The 19,206-nt window shown below is 72.4% G+C and carries 15 protein-coding genes; 11 read left to right on the forward strand and 4 right to left on the reverse strand.

Annotated features, from left to right (window positions below):
* The first annotated feature begins 235 nt into the window (after window positions 1-235).
* A complete protein-coding gene (locus ACIA8L_RS55480) occupies window positions 236-757 on the forward strand; it encodes a hypothetical protein (RefSeq protein ID WP_395918249.1) in 522 nt (173 codons plus the stop codon).
* Between the two features lie 470 nt (window positions 758-1,227).
* Here the strand turns inward: ACIA8L_RS55480 and ACIA8L_RS55485 are convergent, their stop codons facing one another.
* Window positions 1,228-4,854, reverse strand: a complete 3,627-nt coding sequence (locus ACIA8L_RS55485; protein WP_395918251.1) for a CARDB domain-containing protein — start codon at window positions 4,852-4,854, stop codon at window positions 1,228-1,230.
* A gap of 304 nt (window positions 4,855-5,158) precedes the next feature.
* Window positions 5,159-5,383, reverse strand: a complete 225-nt coding sequence (locus ACIA8L_RS55490; RefSeq protein WP_395918253.1) for a BatC protein — start codon at window positions 5,381-5,383, stop codon at window positions 5,159-5,161.
* A gap of 98 nt (window positions 5,384-5,481) precedes the next feature.
* Here ACIA8L_RS55490 and ACIA8L_RS55495 point away from each other — a divergent pair, with 98 nt between their 5' ends.
* Window positions 5,482-7,764 (forward strand): putative bifunctional diguanylate cyclase/phosphodiesterase, encoded by a 2,283-nt coding sequence (locus tag ACIA8L_RS55495; protein ID WP_395918255.1) that lies wholly within the window; start codon window positions 5,482-5,484, stop codon window positions 7,762-7,764.
* Between the two features lie 54 nt (window positions 7,765-7,818).
* On the forward strand, window positions 7,819-8,619 hold the full coding sequence (locus tag ACIA8L_RS55500) for a TIGR02452 family protein (RefSeq protein ID WP_395918257.1): 801 nt from the start codon (window positions 7,819-7,821) through the stop codon (window positions 8,617-8,619).
* On the opposite strand, the gene ACIA8L_RS55505 is transcribed toward ACIA8L_RS55500, so the two are convergent.
* Window positions 8,597-9,577 (reverse strand): zinc-binding dehydrogenase, encoded by a 981-nt coding sequence (locus tag ACIA8L_RS55505; protein ID WP_395918259.1) that lies wholly within the window; start codon window positions 9,575-9,577, stop codon window positions 8,597-8,599. The genes ACIA8L_RS55500 and ACIA8L_RS55505 overlap by 23 nt on opposite strands.
* Window positions 9,578-9,631: 54 nt before the next feature.
* Between ACIA8L_RS55505 and ACIA8L_RS55510 the strand changes: the two genes are divergently transcribed.
* Entirely contained in the window at window positions 9,632-10,444 is an 813-nt protein-coding gene (locus ACIA8L_RS55510) for an AraC family transcriptional regulator (RefSeq protein WP_395918261.1), read from the forward strand.
* 443 nt (window positions 10,445-10,887) lie between these two features.
* Here the strand turns inward: ACIA8L_RS55510 and ACIA8L_RS55515 are convergent, their stop codons facing one another.
* Window positions 10,888-11,643 (reverse strand): hypothetical protein, encoded by a 756-nt coding sequence (locus tag ACIA8L_RS55515; protein ID WP_395918262.1) that lies wholly within the window; start codon window positions 11,641-11,643, stop codon window positions 10,888-10,890.
* A 28-nt stretch (window positions 11,644-11,671) separates the two neighbouring features.
* On the opposite strand from ACIA8L_RS55515, the gene ACIA8L_RS55520 reads away from it, so the two are divergent.
* From ACIA8L_RS55520 to ACIA8L_RS55550, 7 genes are all read left to right on the forward strand, one after another.
* Window positions 11,672-12,622 carry a P-loop NTPase fold protein gene (locus tag ACIA8L_RS55520; protein WP_395918264.1) on the forward strand — a complete coding sequence of 317 codons (951 nt, stop codon included), beginning with the start codon at window positions 11,672-11,674 and terminating at the stop codon, window positions 12,620-12,622.
* Window positions 12,586-12,945 (forward strand): hypothetical protein, encoded by a 360-nt coding sequence (locus tag ACIA8L_RS55525; protein ID WP_395918266.1) that lies wholly within the window; start codon window positions 12,586-12,588, stop codon window positions 12,943-12,945. Before ACIA8L_RS55520 ends, ACIA8L_RS55525 begins: the two co-directional genes overlap by 37 nt.
* Before the next feature lie 161 nt (window positions 12,946-13,106).
* Complete coding sequence (locus tag ACIA8L_RS55530) at window positions 13,107-15,473, forward strand: phosphoketolase (RefSeq protein ID WP_395918268.1); 2,367 nt, start codon at window positions 13,107-13,109, stop codon at window positions 15,471-15,473.
* Entirely contained in the window at window positions 15,473-16,432 is a 960-nt protein-coding gene (locus tag ACIA8L_RS55535; protein ID WP_395918270.1) for an Acg family FMN-binding oxidoreductase, read from the forward strand. The genes ACIA8L_RS55530 and ACIA8L_RS55535 overlap by 1 nt, the downstream gene beginning before the upstream one ends.
* 87 nt (window positions 16,433-16,519) lie before the next feature.
* A complete protein-coding gene (locus ACIA8L_RS55540; RefSeq protein WP_395918271.1) occupies window positions 16,520-17,449 on the forward strand; it encodes an ABC transporter ATP-binding protein in 930 nt (309 codons plus the stop codon).
* Window positions 17,427-18,215, forward strand: a complete 789-nt coding sequence (locus ACIA8L_RS55545; protein WP_395918273.1) for an ABC transporter permease subunit — start codon at window positions 17,427-17,429, stop codon at window positions 18,213-18,215. Before ACIA8L_RS55540 ends, ACIA8L_RS55545 begins: the two co-directional genes overlap by 23 nt.
* 8 nt (window positions 18,216-18,223) lie before the next feature.
* On the forward strand, window positions 18,224-19,174 hold the full coding sequence (locus ACIA8L_RS55550) for a PucR family transcriptional regulator (protein ID WP_395918275.1): 951 nt from the start codon (window positions 18,224-18,226) through the stop codon (window positions 19,172-19,174).
* Window positions 19,175-19,206: the final 32 nt, after the last annotated feature.

Raw genomic sequence — 19,206 nt, forward strand, 5'->3', positions numbered from 1 at the left:
CCCGGCATCCCACGACCCGACCAGCTCAACATCGACCACAACCAGTCAACGAGCCAGCACGAGCGGAGCCACGACCTGCCGTTGCAGTACTAGGCGTTCTCGCGCGCTGGACGATTGCGCCGTAGCCGCCGCGCTCCCACGAAACGGGCGGCGGCTGTTTCCTGACTACCGCCAGGCTTGCCGTCATGCCGCACACTGACTCCCGTGAAGCTCACCCGGATGAAGGGACGCTTCGGTGGCGAACCAGCTGATGACCCTGCTTGCCGTCTTGCTCGGTGCCGTCACATCGTATGCGGCAGGCGCACTCAACGAGCGGGTGAGGCATCGGCGTGATCAGGTGCAACGTAGAGCCGAGCGAAAGCTGGACGTCTACGTCGCATATCTGGATGACGTGAAAACGATGCGGTCGATTGCCCGTCGGATGCTGGGCGACAGCGGCCTCGACCCCAAGCTCCCGATCGCCCTCTCGAAGGACGAGGGGCTTCCACTCCTCGCGGAGGCCGAGGCCCACAGGAGCATCTCCGCCGAGCGCGTCCTCCTCCTCGGCCCCAAAGAGGTGGTCGAAGCTCTGCGCAAGGTCAACCAGGCCCTCTGGCGGATCGAGTGGTTCGCCCGAGGGCTGATCACGGAGCCGAGTCACGATGCTTGGACTCACGCGAAACAGGAATTCGAGGTTGCCATCAACGCGTTCCGCGAATCTGTGCGGCGGGACCTTCGGGTATCCGACGACCTGGCCGCAGATCTCGGCAACGTCTAGCCCGGCGCGCGCATCGAGGTCACCAGCAGGGTCCGGATCATCGCCCGCCGCACCGCCGCCGAACTCGGCGACATGCTCATACCCGAAGCACTACGGACGGTCCTGCTGGCCGCAGCGCCCGACCGGCCGCGCTCGCTGGTTGTCGCCGGCAACGTCGTGACGCAGCTTCCGTTGCCGCTGCTGGGCATGCGCCGGGACTTGCTTCGCCGACCTCGCCGACCTGCACGACGACAGGATGCCCGGGCCGGCTATGAACAAGGCTCTGCCGCTCATCTGGGCGGCGTACTGCTGCCTGGGTGTCAGGCACTGACGTGGCTCGCATACGCCGGTGAGCGCTCCGCCGGCCGCAGTTGCGAAGTCTCCGGTATGCGGTCGCGTGGTCGCGGAGCCACATACCGGAGACCTCTTCAGTTGTCGATCACGTGACGGTGGGTGGAGGCGAAGCCTCCCCCACCGTTTCGAAGGAACAGCTAATTCGGCGTGCCGTTGAAGACGAACTGGGAGCCGGGCTCCTTCACGACGCTGCCCGTCGCGGAGTTCGTGATCGTGACGTTGGTCAGGGTGGCGCTGCCGCGGGCGCTGCCCATCGCCAGGATGCCGGCTCCGTTGTTGGACTTGTCGATGCGGACGTTGGTGATGGCGACGTTCGGGTATTGGCCGCTGCCGGCCTTGAACTGGATGCCGTCGTAGGTGGAGTCGCTGATGTCCGTGTCGCGGATGGTGACGCCCGGGATGTCGGCGCCGGGGGCGAAGAGGGTGATCGCGCCGAACTTCTGCTGCTCGCCCCAGAATACGCCGCCGCAACGGTACAGGCCGTTGTTGGCCAGGACCGTCGTGCCCGAGAACGGGATCGGGGAGTGGTCGGTGGCCAGCATGATGCCCGGGTAGTTCATCGTGTCGGCGATGAGGTTGTTCTCCGCGCCGTTGCCGTAGCCGCCGTAGATGGCGATGCCGTTGGCGCGCCACGGGAGCTGGATGGTGTTGTTCGTGAAGTGGTTGTCGTGGCCGATGTCGACCGACTGGTCCTTGACGTAGGTGCTGGACCAGACGGCGAGGGAGTCGTCGCCCGTGGTGCGCAACGACGAGTTGAACACCTTGGAGTTGCGGGAGCCGTTGGAGAAATTGATGCCGTCGGCGTAGGTGTCGCGGATGCGCATGCCGGAGAATTCCAGGCCGATGGCCGGGTTCCAGTATGCGGGGGTGTCGCTGTAGTCGCGGCCGACCCAGGCGCCGACGTTCGTGTGCTCGATCCACACGTTCGACACCTTGGTGTTCTGGCCGAAGCGGCCGTTGAGGCCGTGGCCGCGGTCCTTGCGGTTGGTGGTGCCGCCGAAGATGGCGATGTCGGAGAGCTGCACGTTGTCGTCGATGTCGAAGCCGACGTTGCCCTCGTGCGGGTGGTTGATGTTCCCGGTCACGTTCTGCGGCTCGGTGGTCGTGTACAGCTGGGAGTACCACATGCCGGCGCCCTTGATGACGGCGTTGCGGATCCCCTTCTGGTTGTATTGGCCGCGGGTCGGGTCCGGGGTCAGGATCTTCTGCTCCTGCCGCCACTGCCCGGCGGGGATCCACACGCAGCTGATGACGCCGTTCTGGTCGTCCATGACGGCCCGCTGGATGGCGGCGGTGTCGTCGACGCCGTCGTTCGGCACGGCGCCGTACTGCGTGATCGACGTGCATCCGGCCGGCTGGGACAGCTGCGGTGCGACCTGCTCGAGGTCGACGAGGTCGATGTAGTAGAACGACGCGTTGTCGCCGTTGTCGCGCTGCAGCTTGAACTTCGTGCCCGCCGGGTAGCTCTGGGTCAGCAGCGCGTGGGCCTCGTCGAAGAGCCGGCGCGCGTCCGGGCCGGGGCTGTTGGACAGGGACTCGGTGTCGTCGCTGGTGCCGTACAGCCAGCTGAAGTGTGACGACAGGGTGAGCTTCTGCACGAACGTGCCGTTGGCGTAGAGGCTGAGCGTGTAGTCCTGGCCGCCGCCGGCGGGCGAGTCGGGCACCGAGTTGCGCACGACGATGGAGTTGGACTGGTTGGTGGAGGTGAACTCGACGTACTGCCCGGTGCTCGTCAGCCGCACCGACGCCCGGCCCGAGCTCTCCGTGCCGAAGTTGGTGTGCCCGAACGTGCGCAGCGAGTCGGCGGTCACCAGGGTGCCGGTGTAGCTGGCGGACTCGGCCTCGTACTCGGTGTAGGGCACCGCGGCCCCGCGTCCGACCACGATGGACTTCGACAGGGAGTTGTTGTCCTCGTGGGTCTCGGCGACGACGTTGGTGGCGTCGGCGGTGGCGACGATCGTGGCCCCGCCCGACACCGCCGTCCAGGTGCCGCTGATGGCCACGTTGACGCTCTGCCCGGCGCCGATCGCGCCGGTGTTGGTGTTGAGCGTGGTGGCGCCGGCGGTCACCCGGGTCACGGTGGTCGCGCTGACCGCGGTGGTGCCGGTGTTGGCGATCGAGACGACGAACGAGACCGCGGCCCCGGCGGCCGGGCTGGCCGGGTTGGAGGCGACCGCGGTCACCTGCAGGTCCGGGCCGGGGGCCTGGGTCACGACGAGCGGGCTCGCGGTGGTGAAGCTGTTGTTGTCGTTGTTCTGCTCGACGACCGTGTTGGCCGGGTCGACCGTGGCGGTCAGCGGGTAGCTGCCGATCGGGCGGGTGCCGGCGTTGAAGGTGACGGTCGTGGACGCGCCGGCGGCGAGGGCACCGACGTTGGCCGTGCCGGCGACGGAGCCGCCGAGTGCGAAGTTGACGGTTGTCGCAGATGCGGCGGCGGTACCGTTGTTGCGCACCGTGGCTGACAGCGTGATCGCGGTCGTCTCGTTGACCGCGGCCGGCGACCAGGACGCGGTGCTGACGACGAGGTCCGGGTTCGGCGCCATCGCCCCGAACACCTGCAGTTCGGCGACCTGGCCGCCGGGCGCGCCGGTGTTGGCGGCGAACTGCAGCTGGACGTCGGCGACGCGGGCCGTCACCGGGATCGTCACCGTGTTCTGCGTACCCCCGGGAGCGAATGCGTAGTTGGCTTGTGCTTTGAGCGTCGTGAACCCGGTCGCGGACTGCTCCCGGCCCAGGACGGTGATCGCCTGGGTGCGCGCGCCCCACGCCGTGTCCGGGTTGAGCCGCACGACGATCGAGTTGATGTCGGCGTTCGCGCCCAGGTGGACGGTGAGCGTCCCCGGGTACCCGTTCGACTCCCAGTAGGTGGCGACGTTCCCGTCGACGGCGTTGGCGGCGACGAAGCCGAACACCGAGGAGTTCGCGTCGACCGGCTTGCCCTGCGACAGGTTCGTGCCGCCCGGCGGCTGGGTGCTGCCGTTGCGGGTGACGTGGTTGCTGTCGGCGCTCTCGGTACCGGCGGTGTCGCGGGCCCGGACGAAGTACTCGACCGTCGTCCCCGCGGGCTGGGTGTCGGTGTAGGTGAGGGTGCCCGCGGCGACCGTGGCCCGGGCGGTGCCGTTGGCGTACACGGTGTACCCGCCGATGCCGAGCGACGACGAGGACGCGGTCCAGGTCAGCTTGATCTGCCCGTTGCCGGGCTCGGTGTAGGCCAGGCTGCCGGGCGCGGTCGGCGGGTTGGTCGTGGTGGTCGCGCCGTACACCTCGAACTCGGACAGCTGCCCGGCCGGCCACCCCGTGTTGGCGGTGATCGTCGCCCGCACGTAGCGGACGGAGGCGGCGGTGAACCCGATGGTCACGGTGTTCGCGCTCGCGGGATCGAAGAGTCGTCCGGAGGCGGCCGACAACTGCGAGAAGCTGTTTCCGTCGGTACTGCCCGAAAGCGCGACGGTCTGCGTGCGCGCGCCCCAGCTGCCGGTCGGGAGCTTGAGCTTGACCTGGTCGACGCTGATCGCGGAGCCCAGGTCGACCTGGATCCACTGCGGCCACGCGTTGTTGGCGCTCTCCCAGTAGCTGCCCTGGTTGCCGTCGGTGACGTTGCTCGCCACATACGGGCTGTTGGCGCTGCTGGCGGTCGCGGTCCGGCCCTGGGCCAGGTTGGGGCCGCCGGCGGCGAGGGCGGGCGGGGCGGCGACGAGGCCGACGGCGCCGGCGGCGGCCAGCAGGACCGTCAGGGCACCGGCCGTGAGTCTTCTTCTGGGCATGGTTGTCCTCTGCTCCGTTCAGATGACAGCGCGGGATGCCCGACCCGGCGGCCGGGCCGCGCGTCGCGTGCGGAGGCACACGGCGGCGGCGCTTTGGCGGAGGCGCGCGCGGAATCGGGCGGTGTAGGGGTGTGCGCCGGCAGGCGGTTGGCGGTGCGCTCACCGGAAGTTGCAGATCTCTGCTGAGTTTTTGCGGGGACTGGGTCTATAAGGTTGCAGAATCTGACCTATTCGTCAACGTCTACATGCAAAAGGCCGACCCGTTGCCGGGTCGGCCTTGGTCGAAGCTGGTAGGAGACGCAGGTCAGAGCTGAGCGCCACCATCGGCACCACCGTCGGTGCCGTGCGGGTCCGCGCCGCCGTCGTTGGGGCCCTCGCCGGACACGTGGTCGCGGACCACGTGCTCCTCGTGATCGTCGTCCACGGTCGGCACGCCGTTGACGCTGGCGTGGTGCGACGAGCTCGAGTGGTGCTCGGAGTGGCTGTGTGAAGAGGAAGTCGTGGTGATGTCGTCGTCAGTCAGTCCCATGCCCGCATCTCTACCCAATCCCGCGATCCGGCAATCGCTCAGGTCGCCGCCCGGCCCGCCGATGACGTGCGAGTCATGACGTACGAGAGGATCTTCCGGTGACTGGCGACGTCCGGCCGTTCCGGCTCACTGCCGGCCTGCTGTCCGGGGCCGTCGCCGCGGTCGTGCTGGCCGGCTGGCTCACCGGGGTGCTGCTGCACCGGTGGCAGGCCCCGCTGATCGGCTGGGCGACGCTGCCGGTGCTCGCCGGGGTCGCGGCCGCCGAGTGCTGGCGGGCCGCCAAGGCCGGTGGCGCCGCCCGGCGCTTCTGGCGCCACGTCGCCATCTCCTCCGCGATGCTCGGCGCGGGCGCGCTCAGCAACGCCTACGACGCGCTCGGCGGCCCCGGCGCGCCCTCGCAGCGCCTCAGCGCGCTGACCCTCGGCTGCTTCATCAGCGCCTCCTTCATCACGCAATGGGGACTCCTCCGGCTCCCGGCGGCCCGTGCGCAGCGTGGCGGTACCCTCCAGATCGTCCTCGACAGCGGCACCGTCATGATCACGGTGGCGTTGCTGGCCTGGCACTTCTCCTTCCGCGACGCGGAAGCCTGGGCCAAGGTCTCGGGCTCGGTGTGGCCGGCCGTCGTCGCCGTCGTGGCCGGCTGCGCCTCCATCGCCGTGTTCGTGAAGCTCAGCTCGACCGGCATCGGCGCGGTCGAGCGTGGCGCCCTGCGCATCCTGGCCGCGGCCACCGTCGTCGCCGCGACCGCCGGGGCGATGGCGCCGATCTACGCGGCCTACCCGGCGATCAGCGATGCCCACGCGACAGTCGCCCTCGCGTGCGTCTTCATCACGCTCGCGGCCGACCGCCAGCGCCGCGCGGCCGACCTCCCGCCACCACCGCCGCTGCCGGCCCGGCGCTGGAGCATCGTGCCCTACCTGGCCGTGGCCGTCGCCAACGGGCTGCTGCTCGCTGCCGGCAACGGGCCTGACGGCCGCGTCCTGACCGTGGGGACCGTGCTGCTCACGCTGCTCGTCGTGGCCCGGCAGATCCACGCGTTCCGGGACAACGCGCGGCTGCTCGCGACGGTCGACCGTACCGTCGCCCAGCTTTCCGATGCCCGCGACCAGCTCGCCAGCCAGGCCGCCCAGGACGCCCTGACCGGCCTGGGCAACCGCCGCCTGCTCAGCCGCCGCATGGAGGAGATGGCCGCCACGCCGCCGGACCGCCTCCACCTGGCCCTCATCGACCTCGACGACTTCAAGCAGGTCAACGACCGCCTCGGGCACAACGTCGGCGACGAGCTGCTGCGCGCGGTCGCGGCCCGCCTGACCGGCGTCGTCGGTGCCGCCGGCACCGTGGTCCGCCTCGGCGGCGACGAGTTCGCGATCCTGCTCGACGCCGGTACCGAGCAGGCCGACGCCCTGGTGGCGAACGTCGCGGAGGCGTTGCAGCAGCCGCTGGTCGCCGGGGACGTGGAGCTGATGATCCGGGCCAGCACCGGGCTCACCAGCGCGGCCGGCGGGGCCGACGCCCGGGAGCTGCTGCGCCGGGCCGACGTCGCCATGTACGCGGCCAAGGACCGCGGCAAGCACCGCACCGCCCGCTACCGGCCCGAGCTCGACGCGGCCGCGACCGAGGACGCCCGCCTCGGCGCCGAGCTGCGCCGCGCCCTGGACGCCGGTGAGCTGCGGATGGTGTACCAGCCGATCGTCCGCCTCCCCGACGGCGGCATCGAGGCGGCCGAGGCCCTGATCCGCTGGCCCGGCCGCGTCCCGCCGTCGGTGTTCATCCCGGTCGCCGAACGCACCGGCCTGATCGGCCCGCTCGGCGAGTGGATCCTCCGTGAAGCGTGCGTCCAGGCCGTCCGCCTCGACGGGCTGGCGCTGGACGCCCCGATCCGCATCTCGGTCAACGTCTCCGCCCGCCAGCTGCGCGACCCCGACTTCCCGGCCACCGTCCGCCGCGTCCTGCACGAGACGGGCGCCGGCCCGGCCCGCCTCACCGTCGAGGTCACCGAGACCGCGGTCTTCGACGACGACCTGGCCCTGGCCTCGGTCAACACCCTGCGCGACATGGGCCTGCGGATCGCCCTGGACGACTTCGGGACCGGGCACTCGTCGCTGGGCCTCCTGCGGATCTGCCCGGTCGACGTCCTGAAGGTCGACAAGAGCTTCGTCGACGAGATCGCCGCCGGCGGCTCACCCGCGGTCATCGCCACCGCCCTCCTGCAGATCGCCGAGGGCCTGCACCTGCGGGCCGTCGCGGAGGGCGTCGAAACCGAAGAACAGGCGCGGCACTTGTACGGCCTGGGCTACCGCTACGCACAGGGCTACCACTTCCACCGCCCGATGCCGCCGGACGAGCTGCTCCGCCTGCTGGCCCAGCCCGTCGCCGCCTGAGCGCGCGCGAAATCGAGTCGCCCGGCTCCGGCCGGCCGGTCAGAATCGGTCGGCGTGAGCGCGAATCTGCGGGCCATCGCCGGCGAGACGATGCGGATCCTCCACGCCGCCGGCTACCGCACCCCCGGCGGCGGCCGTGTCGACCTGGCCCCGGCGATCCGGGCGGCGGTCGCCGGCACCCGCCTGTACCCGCCCGGCGAGCCGCTCCCGCCCCCACCGCCGCCGGGGCCGCCGCCGCGGATCTCGGTGACCGCGGAGAGCACCCTGGCGGCCGGTCACCGCCTGGCCCGCGACGGCGACGTGGCCGCGCTCGTCTTCGCCTCGGCCAAGCACCCGGGCGGCGGCTTCCGCACCGGTGCCCGGGCCCAGGAGGAGGACCTGGCCCGCGCGTCCGCCCTGTTCAGCTGCCTCAACGCGGTCCCGCGCTTCTACACGCAGCACCGGGCCCGCAGCGACAACCTCTACACCGACAGCGTGATCCTCTCCCCCGGCGTCCCGGTCTTCCGCGACGACGACGGCCGGCTCCTGGAGACGCCGTACCACGTCTCGTTCCTGACCGCCGCCGCTCCCAACCGGGGCGCCCTGCCGGCCGCGCGCGCCGCCCGGGTCGCGGCCGTCCTCGCCGCGCGGGCCCGGCGCGTGCTCGCCGTGGCCGCGGCCGGCCACCACCGGCGGCTGGTGCTCGGCGCGTGGGGCTGCGGCGTCTTCCGCAACGACCCGCCGACGGTGGCGGCCGCGTTCGCCGACGCCCTGACCGCCAGCGCCGGCTGCTTCGACGAGGTGGTGTTCGCCGTGCTCGACCACGCCCGGGGCGCCCCGGTCCGGGCCGCGTTCAGCGCCCGGTTCCCGTCATGACCACCTTGCCCGCGGCCCGATCGTCCTCCATGTACCGGTGGGCGTCGGCCACCTCGTCCAGGGTGACGACCCGGTCGATGTTCGCGCGGTACACGCCCGCCTCGACGTTGTCGATGACGCGCTGCAGGACGGCCGCGCCCGGGCGGCCCTTGGCGTCGTCGCTGTGGAACGCGGTGAGGCGGGTGCCGGACGGGATCATCGCGATCGGCTCGAACGCCGGGACCAGCCAGCCGCTGAGCGAACCCGCCACGCACACCGTCCCGCCCCGCCGGACCAGGCGCAGCGACCCGGCGACCGTGCTCGCCCCGACGAGGTCCAGGACGTGGTCCGGGCCTTCCGGCCACGGGGTGGACAGCGGCCCGCCGCCGTCGAGGAGGACGTGGGCGGCTCCGGCGGCCCGCAGCGCGGCCGCCTTCCCGGCCCGGCGGGTCGTGGCCGCGACCTCGACGCCGTCGCCGTGCGCGATCGACGCGGCGGCCAGGCCCACCGACGACGTGCCGCCCCGGATCAGCAGCCGCTCCCCCGGCCGCGGGCCGAGCGTGTCGAGGGCGCCCCGGGCGGTCAGGTACGTCTCCGGCAGCGCCGCCAGCACCGGCCACGGCAGCGTCGTCGTCACCGGCATCAGCAGCTCGTTGGGCAGCAGCGCGCACTCGGCGTAGCCACCGTCGAACGCGCGGCCCATCTCCCCCATCACCGCCGCGACGGTCGCGCCCTCCGGCAGCCCGGGATCGGTGGAGGCGGCCACGACGCCCACGCACTCGATGCCCAGGATCCGCGGGAACCGCACGCCCGGCGAGTGCCCCTGCCGGGTCCGCAGCTCCGAACGGTTGAGACCGGCGCCCATCACCCGCACCAGGCTCCAGCCGGGCCGCACCGCCGGTACCGGCCGATCCTGTGTCCGCAGCACCTCCGGGCCGCCCGCCCGCACACAGACCACTGCCCGCATCGTCGTTGTCATGCCTGCACTGTCGGCCCGCACCCGGGTGGCCGCCTACCGATAGCATGCCGAGTCATGCCCGTAGCCCGCCAATCCCGGATCTGGCCGTCCGGCGGTGTGCACCGGTGGCCGTCGGGCGGGACGAGCGCGGAGCACACCCACCCGCGCGGCCACCTGGTGTACGCGGCCGCCGGCGTCCTGTCCGTGCACACCGGGCGCGGCACCTCGATCGTCCCGGCCAACCGGGTCGCCTGGGTGCCGCCCCGGTCCCCGCACCACCACCGCGCCCACGGCGAGACCGACATGCGGATCGTGTTCCTGCCACCGGCCCTGACCCGGCAGCTGCCCGCGCACCCGGCCGTGTACCTCGCCTCCGGCCTGGCCCGCGAGGTCCTCCTGGCCCTCACCGACCGGCCCGGCCTCGACCGGGGTGCGCGGGCCCGCCTGCACCGGGTCCTGGCCGACGAGCTGCGCGAAGCGCCCGAGCAGCCCCTGCACCTGCCGGAGCCGCGCGACGACCGGCTCCGGGCCGTCGCCCGCATCCTCGACGCCGACCCGGCCGACAGCAGCTCCCTCGCCGTACTCGGCCGGTCCGTGGGCGCCGGTGCGCGTACCCTCAGCCGGCTCTTCCACGACGAGCTCGGCATGACGTTCTACGAGTGGCGCACCCAGCTCCGCGTCGCCCACGCGCTCGTGCTGCTGGCCGAGGGCCACGACACGACCCGAGTGGCGCACGCCTGCGGGTGGGCCAACCCGAGCGGCTTCATCGCCGCCTTCAGCGCCATCGTCGGCACCACGCCCGGCCGTCACGCGACGGCCGGGGCCTCCGGCTCGACCAGCAGGACATCCGCGCCGCGCCGAGGACCGCCTCCAGATTGTCGAGGCTGAGCGCCGGCTGGGCGGCCAGATCACCGGGGTGCCGCGGTTCGCCGTCCGGCGCGCCCCGGCGACCACCTCACCCTGGTTGTATCCGAACGCGGCCGGCACGGTGGCTTCGCGCTGCTGCCCGGCTTCCAGACCGAACTGACCGGCCGGCGCGGACCGCACGTATCGGCTGTCGAGAATCCCCGCCGCGGAGCCGCTCGCCGACCCGGCCGACCGCCCCGACCAGGTCGACCTGGCCCAGGCCCAGCGCGACGAGCTCACCGCCACCGCCCTCGCCGTGCTCGCACAGGACACCGACGCGGACGGCCGGCTGCGCCTGGAGGTCACCTTCCAGGACCGCCGGCACGCCGAGTGGGCGCTGTGGCAGCTCGCCGCGGGCGCCGAAGCCCTCACCCGGCCTGGCTGCGCACCGCCCTGCACAACCGCGCCGCCGCCATCGCGGACCGCTACGCCGGAACGCGGTCCGCCGATTGCCCGAAGCGACCGGAGGACACTTCCGAATAGCGTTCGCTGATGTCGATCGAGGCCGGCGTGGACCGTCTGCTCTCCGATGCCCGACCCGACGAGGACCGCAGCGCCTTCCTGGTCGGGGGTGGCTGGGCGTTGACCGTCGTGCGCAGGAGCAGCTGACGGATCCGCTCCACTGGGGCCTGCCGCCGGATCGGTGCCACGTGCTGCTGGATGCCCACCGGCCGGGCGACGTGCTCGACGAGGTCCAGCGGGCGCTGCGCGAGCCCAGCTCTGGCGTCTTGCTGATCTACTTCGCCGGCCACGGGCTGCTCGGCGCCGACGGGCGGTCCCTCCATCTCGGGCTGCGCAGCTCCGACGTGCACCGGGTCGAGCGCAGCGCCGTGGCGTTCAGCGAGATCGCCCGGATGGTCGCGGCCAGCGCCACCGAACGGGTGGTCATCATCATCGACTCCTGTTACGCCGAGCGGGCCGAGCTCGGGCAGATCGGTGCCGACCACCTCATCGCCGGCCTCGCCGGGCGGCCGACGACGCTGCTGGTCGCGACCGCCGCGGATGCGACCGAGATCGCGGAACCCGGTGAGCGGAACACCGTCCTCACCGGTGAGCTCATCCGCCTGATCCGCGACGGTGTCGAGGACGGCCCGGAAGCGCTGGCACTGGACGACATCTTCCCGCCGCTGCGCAACCGCGTGCGGGCGCGCGGGCTGCCAACTCCCCAGCTCACCGCCCACGGGCGGCCGATACGGCTCTTCCAGAACGGTGGGGGGATCCGCGGCGGCCTCGCGTGGGCGGCAGCTGGCGACGGCCGGTGGCTGGTGGCGCTCGCCGCTCGTGCTGGGTCTGGTCCTGACGCTCTTGGTCGCGGCCGCGGGCATCCTGGCGACCGCCGTCGTCGACTGGTCGCGAGGGTGGCTGGCCCCCGCCGTGGCCGGGGTGGCGCAGCTGGCGGCGCTCGGCGCCGGCACGGCCGCCTGGCTGTTCCGGCAGGCGGCCCTCGTGCGGCGGGTACTGGCGCCGGCCGAGGCGATGCAGCGACACATCGACGAGCGCGTCGCCGCACTCGAGGCTGAGCAGCTCGTGCGGCTGGCCGAGGCTCAGCAGCGGCTGGCCGAGGCGGAGGCGGCCGTCGAGGCGGCGCAGCGAAGATTGGCCGACGCGGAGGCCGCGGAGAGCGCCGCGCAGGCTGAACTCGAGCAGCTCACCGGGGCTGGGCTGCTGCGGCGGTACCTCAGTGAGCGCGCCGCCAGCAACGAGTACGGCGACTATCTCGGCATGGTCGCGCTGGCCCACCGCGACCTGCGCGACCTCGACGCGTACCTGCGGGCGGCCGCGGCCGACGCCGACGCGCCGGTGGACCGGATCGTGCTGTACATCGACGACCTCGACCGCTGCCCGCCCGAGACCGTGGTCCGGGTCCTGGAGGCAGTCCACCTGCTGCTGGCGTTGCCGCTGTTCGTGGTCGTCGTCGGCGTCGACGCGACGCTGCTCGCGCGGGCGCTGCGCAACCAGTCGCGCATCCGGTGGCCGAGGCGCGGCCATCGCCGGCCACGGTCCGCGACGCGACGGCCGAACCGCACGCCGACGCGGCACCGGCTGCGGCCGCGTCGGTCAGCGAGACGTTCGCGGCCCGGGCGCTGGAGCTGTCCCCGGCCGAGATCGACGCGCTCGACGCCGTGGCGCCACTGGTCGGGTCGTCGCCGCGGCGGGTGAAGCGGTTCCTCAACGTGTACCGGGTCGCGAAGGCGCGGGCGTCACTCGACCGGCCGCCGACGGAAGCCGTGGCGTTGCTGCTGCTCGTCGCGCTCGCGGTCGGCCTGCCCACTGCCGTTCCGGAACTGCCCAGCGAGCCGGTCGACGAGCCGGTCACGCGATGGCTGCACTCGCGGCGCGGTTCCTTCGACCCGGCCGGCGTCCGCCTTGACCCGTTCCTGGCCCGGGCCGAGCCGTTCCGGGAACTGACGTGCACGCACCTCGCGGCCTGGCTGCCGATGGTCCGCGGTTTCGTCGGCTCCGGCTCCAGTACCCCCGGATGAGAAATCTGGTGATGTGAGCGCCGCCGTGCGCCGATGAGGCCGTCCACCCGAGGCCGGCGCACGGCGGAGTCCCGGGTTTGTCGGGACCTCCGGCCCTGCTCAGGTTCCCCCGCTACGGTCAGCCTAGATGTGGAGGCCGTGAGCGACACCGGGGAGAGGTCATGACACAGCACCTGCGGGCCGAGCTTGACAATGCCGAACTCGCACAGCTGGATGCGTGGTGGCGTGCGAACAACTACCTGACGATCGGGCAGATCTACCTGCAGGGCAACCCGCTGCTGCGACGGCCGCTCGAGGCCGGCGACATCAAGCCGCGGCTGCTCGGGCACTGGGGCACCAGTCCGGGGCTCTCGTTCATCTACGCGCACCTGTCCCGGCTCATCAAGCAGACCGGGCAGCACGCCATCTACCTGGCCGGGCCCGGGCACGGCGGGCCGGCGCTGGTCGCCGCCGGATACCTGGAGGGGACCTACAGCGAGATCTACCCGGCGGTGTCGCAGGACGAGGCGGGGCTGCTGCGGCTGTTCCGGCAGTTCTCGGCGCCGGGCGGGATTCCCAGCCACGTGTCGGTGACGACGCCCGGGTCGATCCACGAGGGCGGCGAGCTCGGATATGTGCTCGTGCACGCCTTCGGCTCCGTGATGGACAACCCAGAGCTGCTGACGGTGGCCGTCGTCGGTGACGGCGAGGCCGAGACCGGGCCCCTCGAGGGCTCATGGAAGGGCATCTCCTTCATCAACCCGGCGCGGGACGGGGCCGTGCTGCCGATTCTGCACCTCAACGGCGCGAAGATCGCCGGGCCGACCGTCTTGGGGCGCAAAGATCCGGCGGAGGTACGGTCGCTGCTGGCCGGCCACGGCTACGACGTCCTCGAGGTCGAGGGCGGTGACCTGCCGGGGATGCACCACCGGTTTGCGGCGGTCCTGGCCGAGGCCTACGAGAAGATCGGCGCGATCCAGGCCGCCGCCCGCGGCGGGGACTGGGACGGCACCCGGCCGCGCTGGCCGCTCATCGTGCTGCGCAGCCCCAAGGGCTGGACCGGGCCCGAGGAGGTCGACGGCATCCAGGTCACCGGGACGTGGCGTTCGCACCAGGTGCCGCTGTCCGGTGTGAAGGACAATCCCGAGCACCTCCGGCTGCTCGAGGAGTGGCTCAAGTCGTACCGGCCGGAGGAGCTGTTCGACGCGAGCGGCGCTCCCAGCCCGATCATCCGGGATCTCGCCCCCGCGGGTGACCTGCGGATGAGCGCCAGCCCGCACGCCAACGGCGGCCTGCTCACCGAGGATCTGGCCATCCCGGACTTCCGCAAGTACGCGGTCGACGTGCCCGAGCCCGGCGCCGTGCGGGCGGAGTCGACCCGGCGCCTCGGCGAGCTGATGCGCGACATCTACCGCGACAACCCGGACCGGTTCCGGCTCTTCTGCCCCGACGAGACCAACAGCAACCGGCTCGGTGCCGTGTTCGAGGTGTCGGACCGGGCCTTCATGGAGCCGGTGACCGGCGCGGACGTGGCCATCGGCCGCGACGGGCGGGTCATGGAGGTGCTGTCGGAGCACAATTGCCACGGCTGGCTCGAGGGCTACAACCTGACCGGGCGGCACGGCATGTTCGCGACCTACGAGGCCTTCGCGATGGTGTCGGCGTCGCAGACGGTACAACATGGAAAATGGCTGCAGGAGTCGCGCCGTCTGCCGTGGCGGGCGCCGGTGCCGAGCCTCAACGTGCTGCTCACGTCGACCGCCTGGCGCAACGACCACAACGGCTTCAGCCACCAGGGGCCCGGGCTCATCCAGGTGGTGCTGACACAGCGGGGTGACATCGCCCGCGTGTACCTGCCGCCGGACGCCAACTGCCTGCTCTCCGTGGCCGACCACTGCCTGCGGTCGCGTTCGTACATCAACCTGATCGTCATCGACAAGCAGCCGCAACTGCAGTGGCTCACCATGGACGCGGCGGCCGAGCACTGCGCCCGCGGCGCCGGGATCTGGGACTGGGCCGGCACCGACGACGGCACCGTCGACCCCGACATCGTCCTGGCCTGCGCCGGCGACGTGGTCACCATGGAGACCGTCGCGGCCGCGCGGATCCTGCGGGAGCAGCTGCCGAAATTGCGGGTCCGGGTCGTCAACGTCGTGGACCTGATGACGCTGCCGCGGCGCAAGGACCACCCGCACGGGATGAGCGAGACCCGGTTCACCGAGCTGTTCACCGACAAGGTCGATGTGGTGTTCGCCTTCCACGGGTACCCGGGCGCGGTCCACCAGCTGGTGCACGGCCGGCCCGACGCCGACCGGTTCCGTGTGCGCGGGTTCGTCGAGGAGGGCACGACCACGACACCGTTCGACATGACGGTGCGCAACCGGGTGTCGCGGTACCACCTCGTCATGGACGCCATCAACAACGCCAAGCGGCTCCCGCCCGGCGCCACCGAGCTCAAGGCGTGGTGCGAGCGGAAGCTGGCCGAGCACGAGACGTACGTCGTGGAGCACCTGGAGGACCTGCCCGACGTGCGGGACTGGAGCTTGTGATGACCGCAGTTCAGGACGCCCTGGCCGCGGCGGCCGACGCCGCCCGGCGGGCGCCGTCCGTGCACAACACCCAGCCGTGGCGGTGGGTCGTGCGGGGTGACACGCTGGAGCTCTACGCCGTCCCCGAGCGGCAGCTCACCGAGCAGGACCCGGACGGGCGGCTCATGACCCTGAGCTGCGGCGCCGCCCTGCACCACGCGCTGGTCGCCCTGGCCGCTTCGGGCTGGAAGGTCTCGGTGTCACGCCTTGTTGGGGAGCCGCTCGCCGTCATCCGGGCGGTGTCGCACGCGCCGGCCGACCCGTACGACATGCACCGGCTGCAGTTGCTGCAGGTCCGGCGGACCGACCGGCGGGTCGTCACCGACGAGCCGGTGGAGCCGGCCGTTCTGGAGGCGCTCGCCGCCGGGGCCCGGCGCGGCGGCGCCCGGCTGCACGTGCTCAACCGGGATCAGGTCCTGCAGCTCGCGGTCATGATCGAGCACTCCGGTGAGGCGCAGCGGCACGACGCCCGGATGCAGGCGGAGACGGCACGGTGGGCCGGCGGTTCGCGGGCTTCCGGCACCGGCATTCCGGACTCGGCGCTGCCCGCGGAGACGCCGCTGACCACGGTCGCGGAGCGGGACTTCGGCGTGGCCGGGTCCCTGGCCGCCGGGGAAGGGCACGACTCGGCGGCGAACTACGCGATCATCTACGGCGACGGGGACGAGCGGTCCGACTGGCTGGCGGCCGGGGAGGCGCTCGGGGAGCTGTGGCTGGTCGCCACCGGGCGCGGCACCGCGGTGCTGCCGCTGTCGAGCCCGGTCGAGCTGGACTTCACCCGGCTGGCGCTGCGGCGGATGCTGGGTGACGTCGGCTGGCCGTATCTGGTGCTGCGGCTCGGGATCGCCGACCCGGAGCACGCCGGTCCCCCGCACACGCCGCGCCTGCCCGCGTCCGAAGTGATAAGCGTGTCGACCTAGGTTTGCCGGGTCCCGGCAACTTCTTGTGGCTTTTGTCGTCCGGAACCCGCTCTGGAGGTTGGCGGCCGGTGGCCGGACGATAGTGACATGACGGGTGACATCGCGGTGCGGGCCGAGGGACTGACCAAGTTCTACGGCTCGCACCGGGGCATCGAGGGCCTCGACCTGGAGGTCCAGGCCGGGGAGGTGATGGGCTTCCTCGGCCCCAACGGCGCCGGCAAGACCACCACCATCCGGCTGCTGCTCGACTTCCTGCGCCCCACCGGCGGCCGCGCGACAGTCCTCGGCCTCGACCCCCGCCGGGACAAGGCCGCCCTGCACCGCCGCATCGGCTACCTGCCCGGGGAGCTGGCCTTTCCCGGCCGTCGAGGCAAAGCCAAAGACCTTCTGCGCTTCTTCGGTACGGCCAGAGGCGGCGTGGCCTGGAGCCGCGTGACGGAGCTCGCCGAACGCCTCGAGCTCGACCTGTCCCGGCCGGTCCACGCGATGAGCAAGGGCAACAAGCAGAAGGTCGGCCTCGTCCAAGCCTTCATGCACCAGCCCGACCTGCTCGTGCTCGACGAGCCGACCAGCGGCCTCGACCCGCTGATGCAGCAGGAGTTCCTCGGCCTGGTCCGCGAGGCGAGCGCGGCCGGCCAGACGGTCTTCATGTCCTCGCACGTGCTGGCCGAGGTCCAGGAGGTCGCCGACCGCGTCGCGATCGTCCGGGCCGGCCGGCTCGCCGCCGTCGAACGCGTCGAGTCCCTGGGCCGCCGGGCCGTGCGCACCGTCGAGATCCACTTCGCCGACCCGGTCCAGGCGGCCCTGTTCGCCGGCCTGCCCGGGGTCACGGAGCTGCACGTCGACGGCCCGGTCCTCAAGTGCACCGTCGACGGCAAGCTCGACCCGCTGGTCAAGGCGGCTGCCCAGCACGAGGTCGTCGACCTGCTGTCGACCGAGCCCGACCTGGAAGAGACGTTCCTGTCCTACTACTACCACTCCGAGGGAGACCCGGATGCTGCCCGCGCTGGTGCGTAAGACCTGGGCGGACGACCGCCGGGCGCTGCTCGGGTGGGCGGTCGGCATCGCCGTGTTCACCGCCGGCTACACGTCGTTCTACCGCGACTTCGCCGGCGTCTCCCAGCTCAAGCAGGACGCGCTGCCGAAGGACATGCTCGACTTCCTCGGCGTCGCCGACCTGACCTCGGCCGCCGGCTTCCTGCAGGCCACCGTGTTCAGCCTGCTCGGGCCGCTGCTGGTGCTCATGTGCGCCGCCACCCTGGCCGCCCGCACGATCGCCGGGCCCGAGGAGGACGGGGGACTGGAGCTGCTGCTGACGGTACCGGTGACGCGGCAAGCCTTCGCCGCGCAGCGGCTGACCGCCACGGCCGTCAGCGTCCTCGGCGTCGCCGCCGTGCCGTGGTTGCTGCTGCTGGCGATCGTGCCGTCGTCCGGGATGGACGTCGCCCTGTCCGACGTGTCCGCCGCGTGCTTCGGCCTCGCCGCCCTGGCCTGGTGCTTCACCGGCATCGCGTTCCTGGCCGGGGCCGCCTCCGGCCGGCGCGGGACGGTCCTCGCGGTCACCGGCGCGCTGGCCGTCGCCACCTACATCGCCAACGCCCTCAGCGGCGTCATCGACGGCCTGGCCTGGCTACGCTACCTGTCGCCGTTCCACTACGCCTTCGGCACCGATCCGCTGCACACCGGCTGGCACCTGCCCGAGCTCGCGGTGCTGGTCGTCACCGGCGCGCTGACCGCGGCCGCCGGCGTGCTGTGCTTCGACCGCCGCGACGTCGGAGTCTGAGCAGCCCGATGAACACGTTCGCCGCGCCGGACCCGGTGCAGGCCGCGGCGCTGCTCGGCGCCCGGTCCGCCGACGACGGGGTGCAGGTCCGCGAGCTCGTGCTCGGCCTGCTGCGGTCCGCGGCCGCCACGACGGCCGACTACGTGCTGCTGGAGAAGGTGATGGCGGCGGCGCTGGACGGCTACAGCCGGGCCAACCACGCCGAGCTGGCCCGCCACGACACCGAACGCGCCGCGTTCGTCACCGACCTGCTCACCGGCCGCGCCGACCCGGGCGGCCTGGCCCAGCGGGCCCAGCGCTACGGCATCCGCCTCTCCGCCACCCACCTCGTCCTGGTGACCCGCTCCCCCGACCTCACCGCCGCGATCGCCCACCGCGTGGACGCCGCCCTGGCCGCCCGCTTCGGCGACGGCAACACCCTGACCACCCTGCGCGACGGCGAACTGGTCTGCATCAGCGCCGGCGGCCTGCGCGGCCTCCCCGCCGAACTCGCCCACCTGCTCGTCGGCGAACTGGGCACCGGCCGCTGGCAGGTAGCCTCCGGCCGCCCCCACCCGGGCGTGCAGGGCCTGGCCCGCTCGCTGGACGAGGCCCGCAGCTGCCTGGACCACGCCGCGAAGCTCGGCTTCCAGGCCCCCGTCCTCAACGCCGCCGACCTCCTGGTCTTCCCAGTCCTCCTCCGCGACCGCGAGGCGATCACCGACCTGGTGAACACCGTGCTGGGCCCCCTCCGCGAAGCCCGCGGCGGCCCGACCCCATACCTGGAAACCTTGACCGTCCTGTTCGACCACCAGGGCAACTACACAGCCACCGCCCGCCACCTCCACTTGTCAGTACGCGCGGTGACCTACCGCCTGGACCGCATCCGCGACCTGACCGGCTACCACCCAGGCGAACCCACCCAGCGCTTCACCCTGCACACAGCAGTCCTAGGAGCACGGCTACTGGGCTGGCCGTAGCCACGCCGCGGCAAGCCGCCGACACTCCAGCC

The sequence above is a fragment of the Dactylosporangium sp. NPDC051541 genome, assembly GCF_044454505.1.
In the GTDB taxonomy this organism is placed as follows: Bacteria; Actinomycetota; Actinomycetes; order Mycobacteriales; family Micromonosporaceae; genus Dactylosporangium.

Excerpts from the sequence above, each read along its gene's own strand:
- ACIA8L_RS55550 (WP_395918275.1), top strand. The coding sequence starts at position 18,224 with ATGAACACGTTCGCCGCGCCGGACCCGGTGCAGGCCGCGGCGCTGCTC.
- ACIA8L_RS55540 (WP_395918271.1), top strand. The coding sequence starts at position 16,520 with ATGACGGGTGACATCGCGGTGCGGGCCGAGGGACTGACCAAGTTCTAC.
- ACIA8L_RS55490 (WP_395918253.1), bottom strand. The coding sequence starts at position 5,383 with ATGGGACTGACTGACGACGACATCACCACGACTTCCTCTTCACACAGC.
- ACIA8L_RS55485 (WP_395918251.1), bottom strand. The coding sequence starts at position 4,854 with ATGCCCAGAAGAAGACTCACGGCCGGTGCCCTGACGGTCCTGCTGGCC.
- ACIA8L_RS55545 (WP_395918273.1), top strand. The coding sequence starts at position 17,427 with ATGCTGCCCGCGCTGGTGCGTAAGACCTGGGCGGACGACCGCCGGGCG.
- ACIA8L_RS55510 (WP_395918261.1), top strand. The coding sequence starts at position 9,632 with ATGCCCGTAGCCCGCCAATCCCGGATCTGGCCGTCCGGCGGTGTGCAC.
- ACIA8L_RS55535 (WP_395918270.1), top strand. The coding sequence starts at position 15,473 with ATGACCGCAGTTCAGGACGCCCTGGCCGCGGCGGCCGACGCCGCCCGG.
- ACIA8L_RS55505 (WP_395918259.1), bottom strand. The coding sequence starts at position 9,577 with ATGACAACGACGATGCGGGCAGTGGTCTGTGTGCGGGCGGGCGGCCCG.
- ACIA8L_RS55530 (WP_395918268.1), top strand. The coding sequence starts at position 13,107 with ATGACACAGCACCTGCGGGCCGAGCTTGACAATGCCGAACTCGCACAG.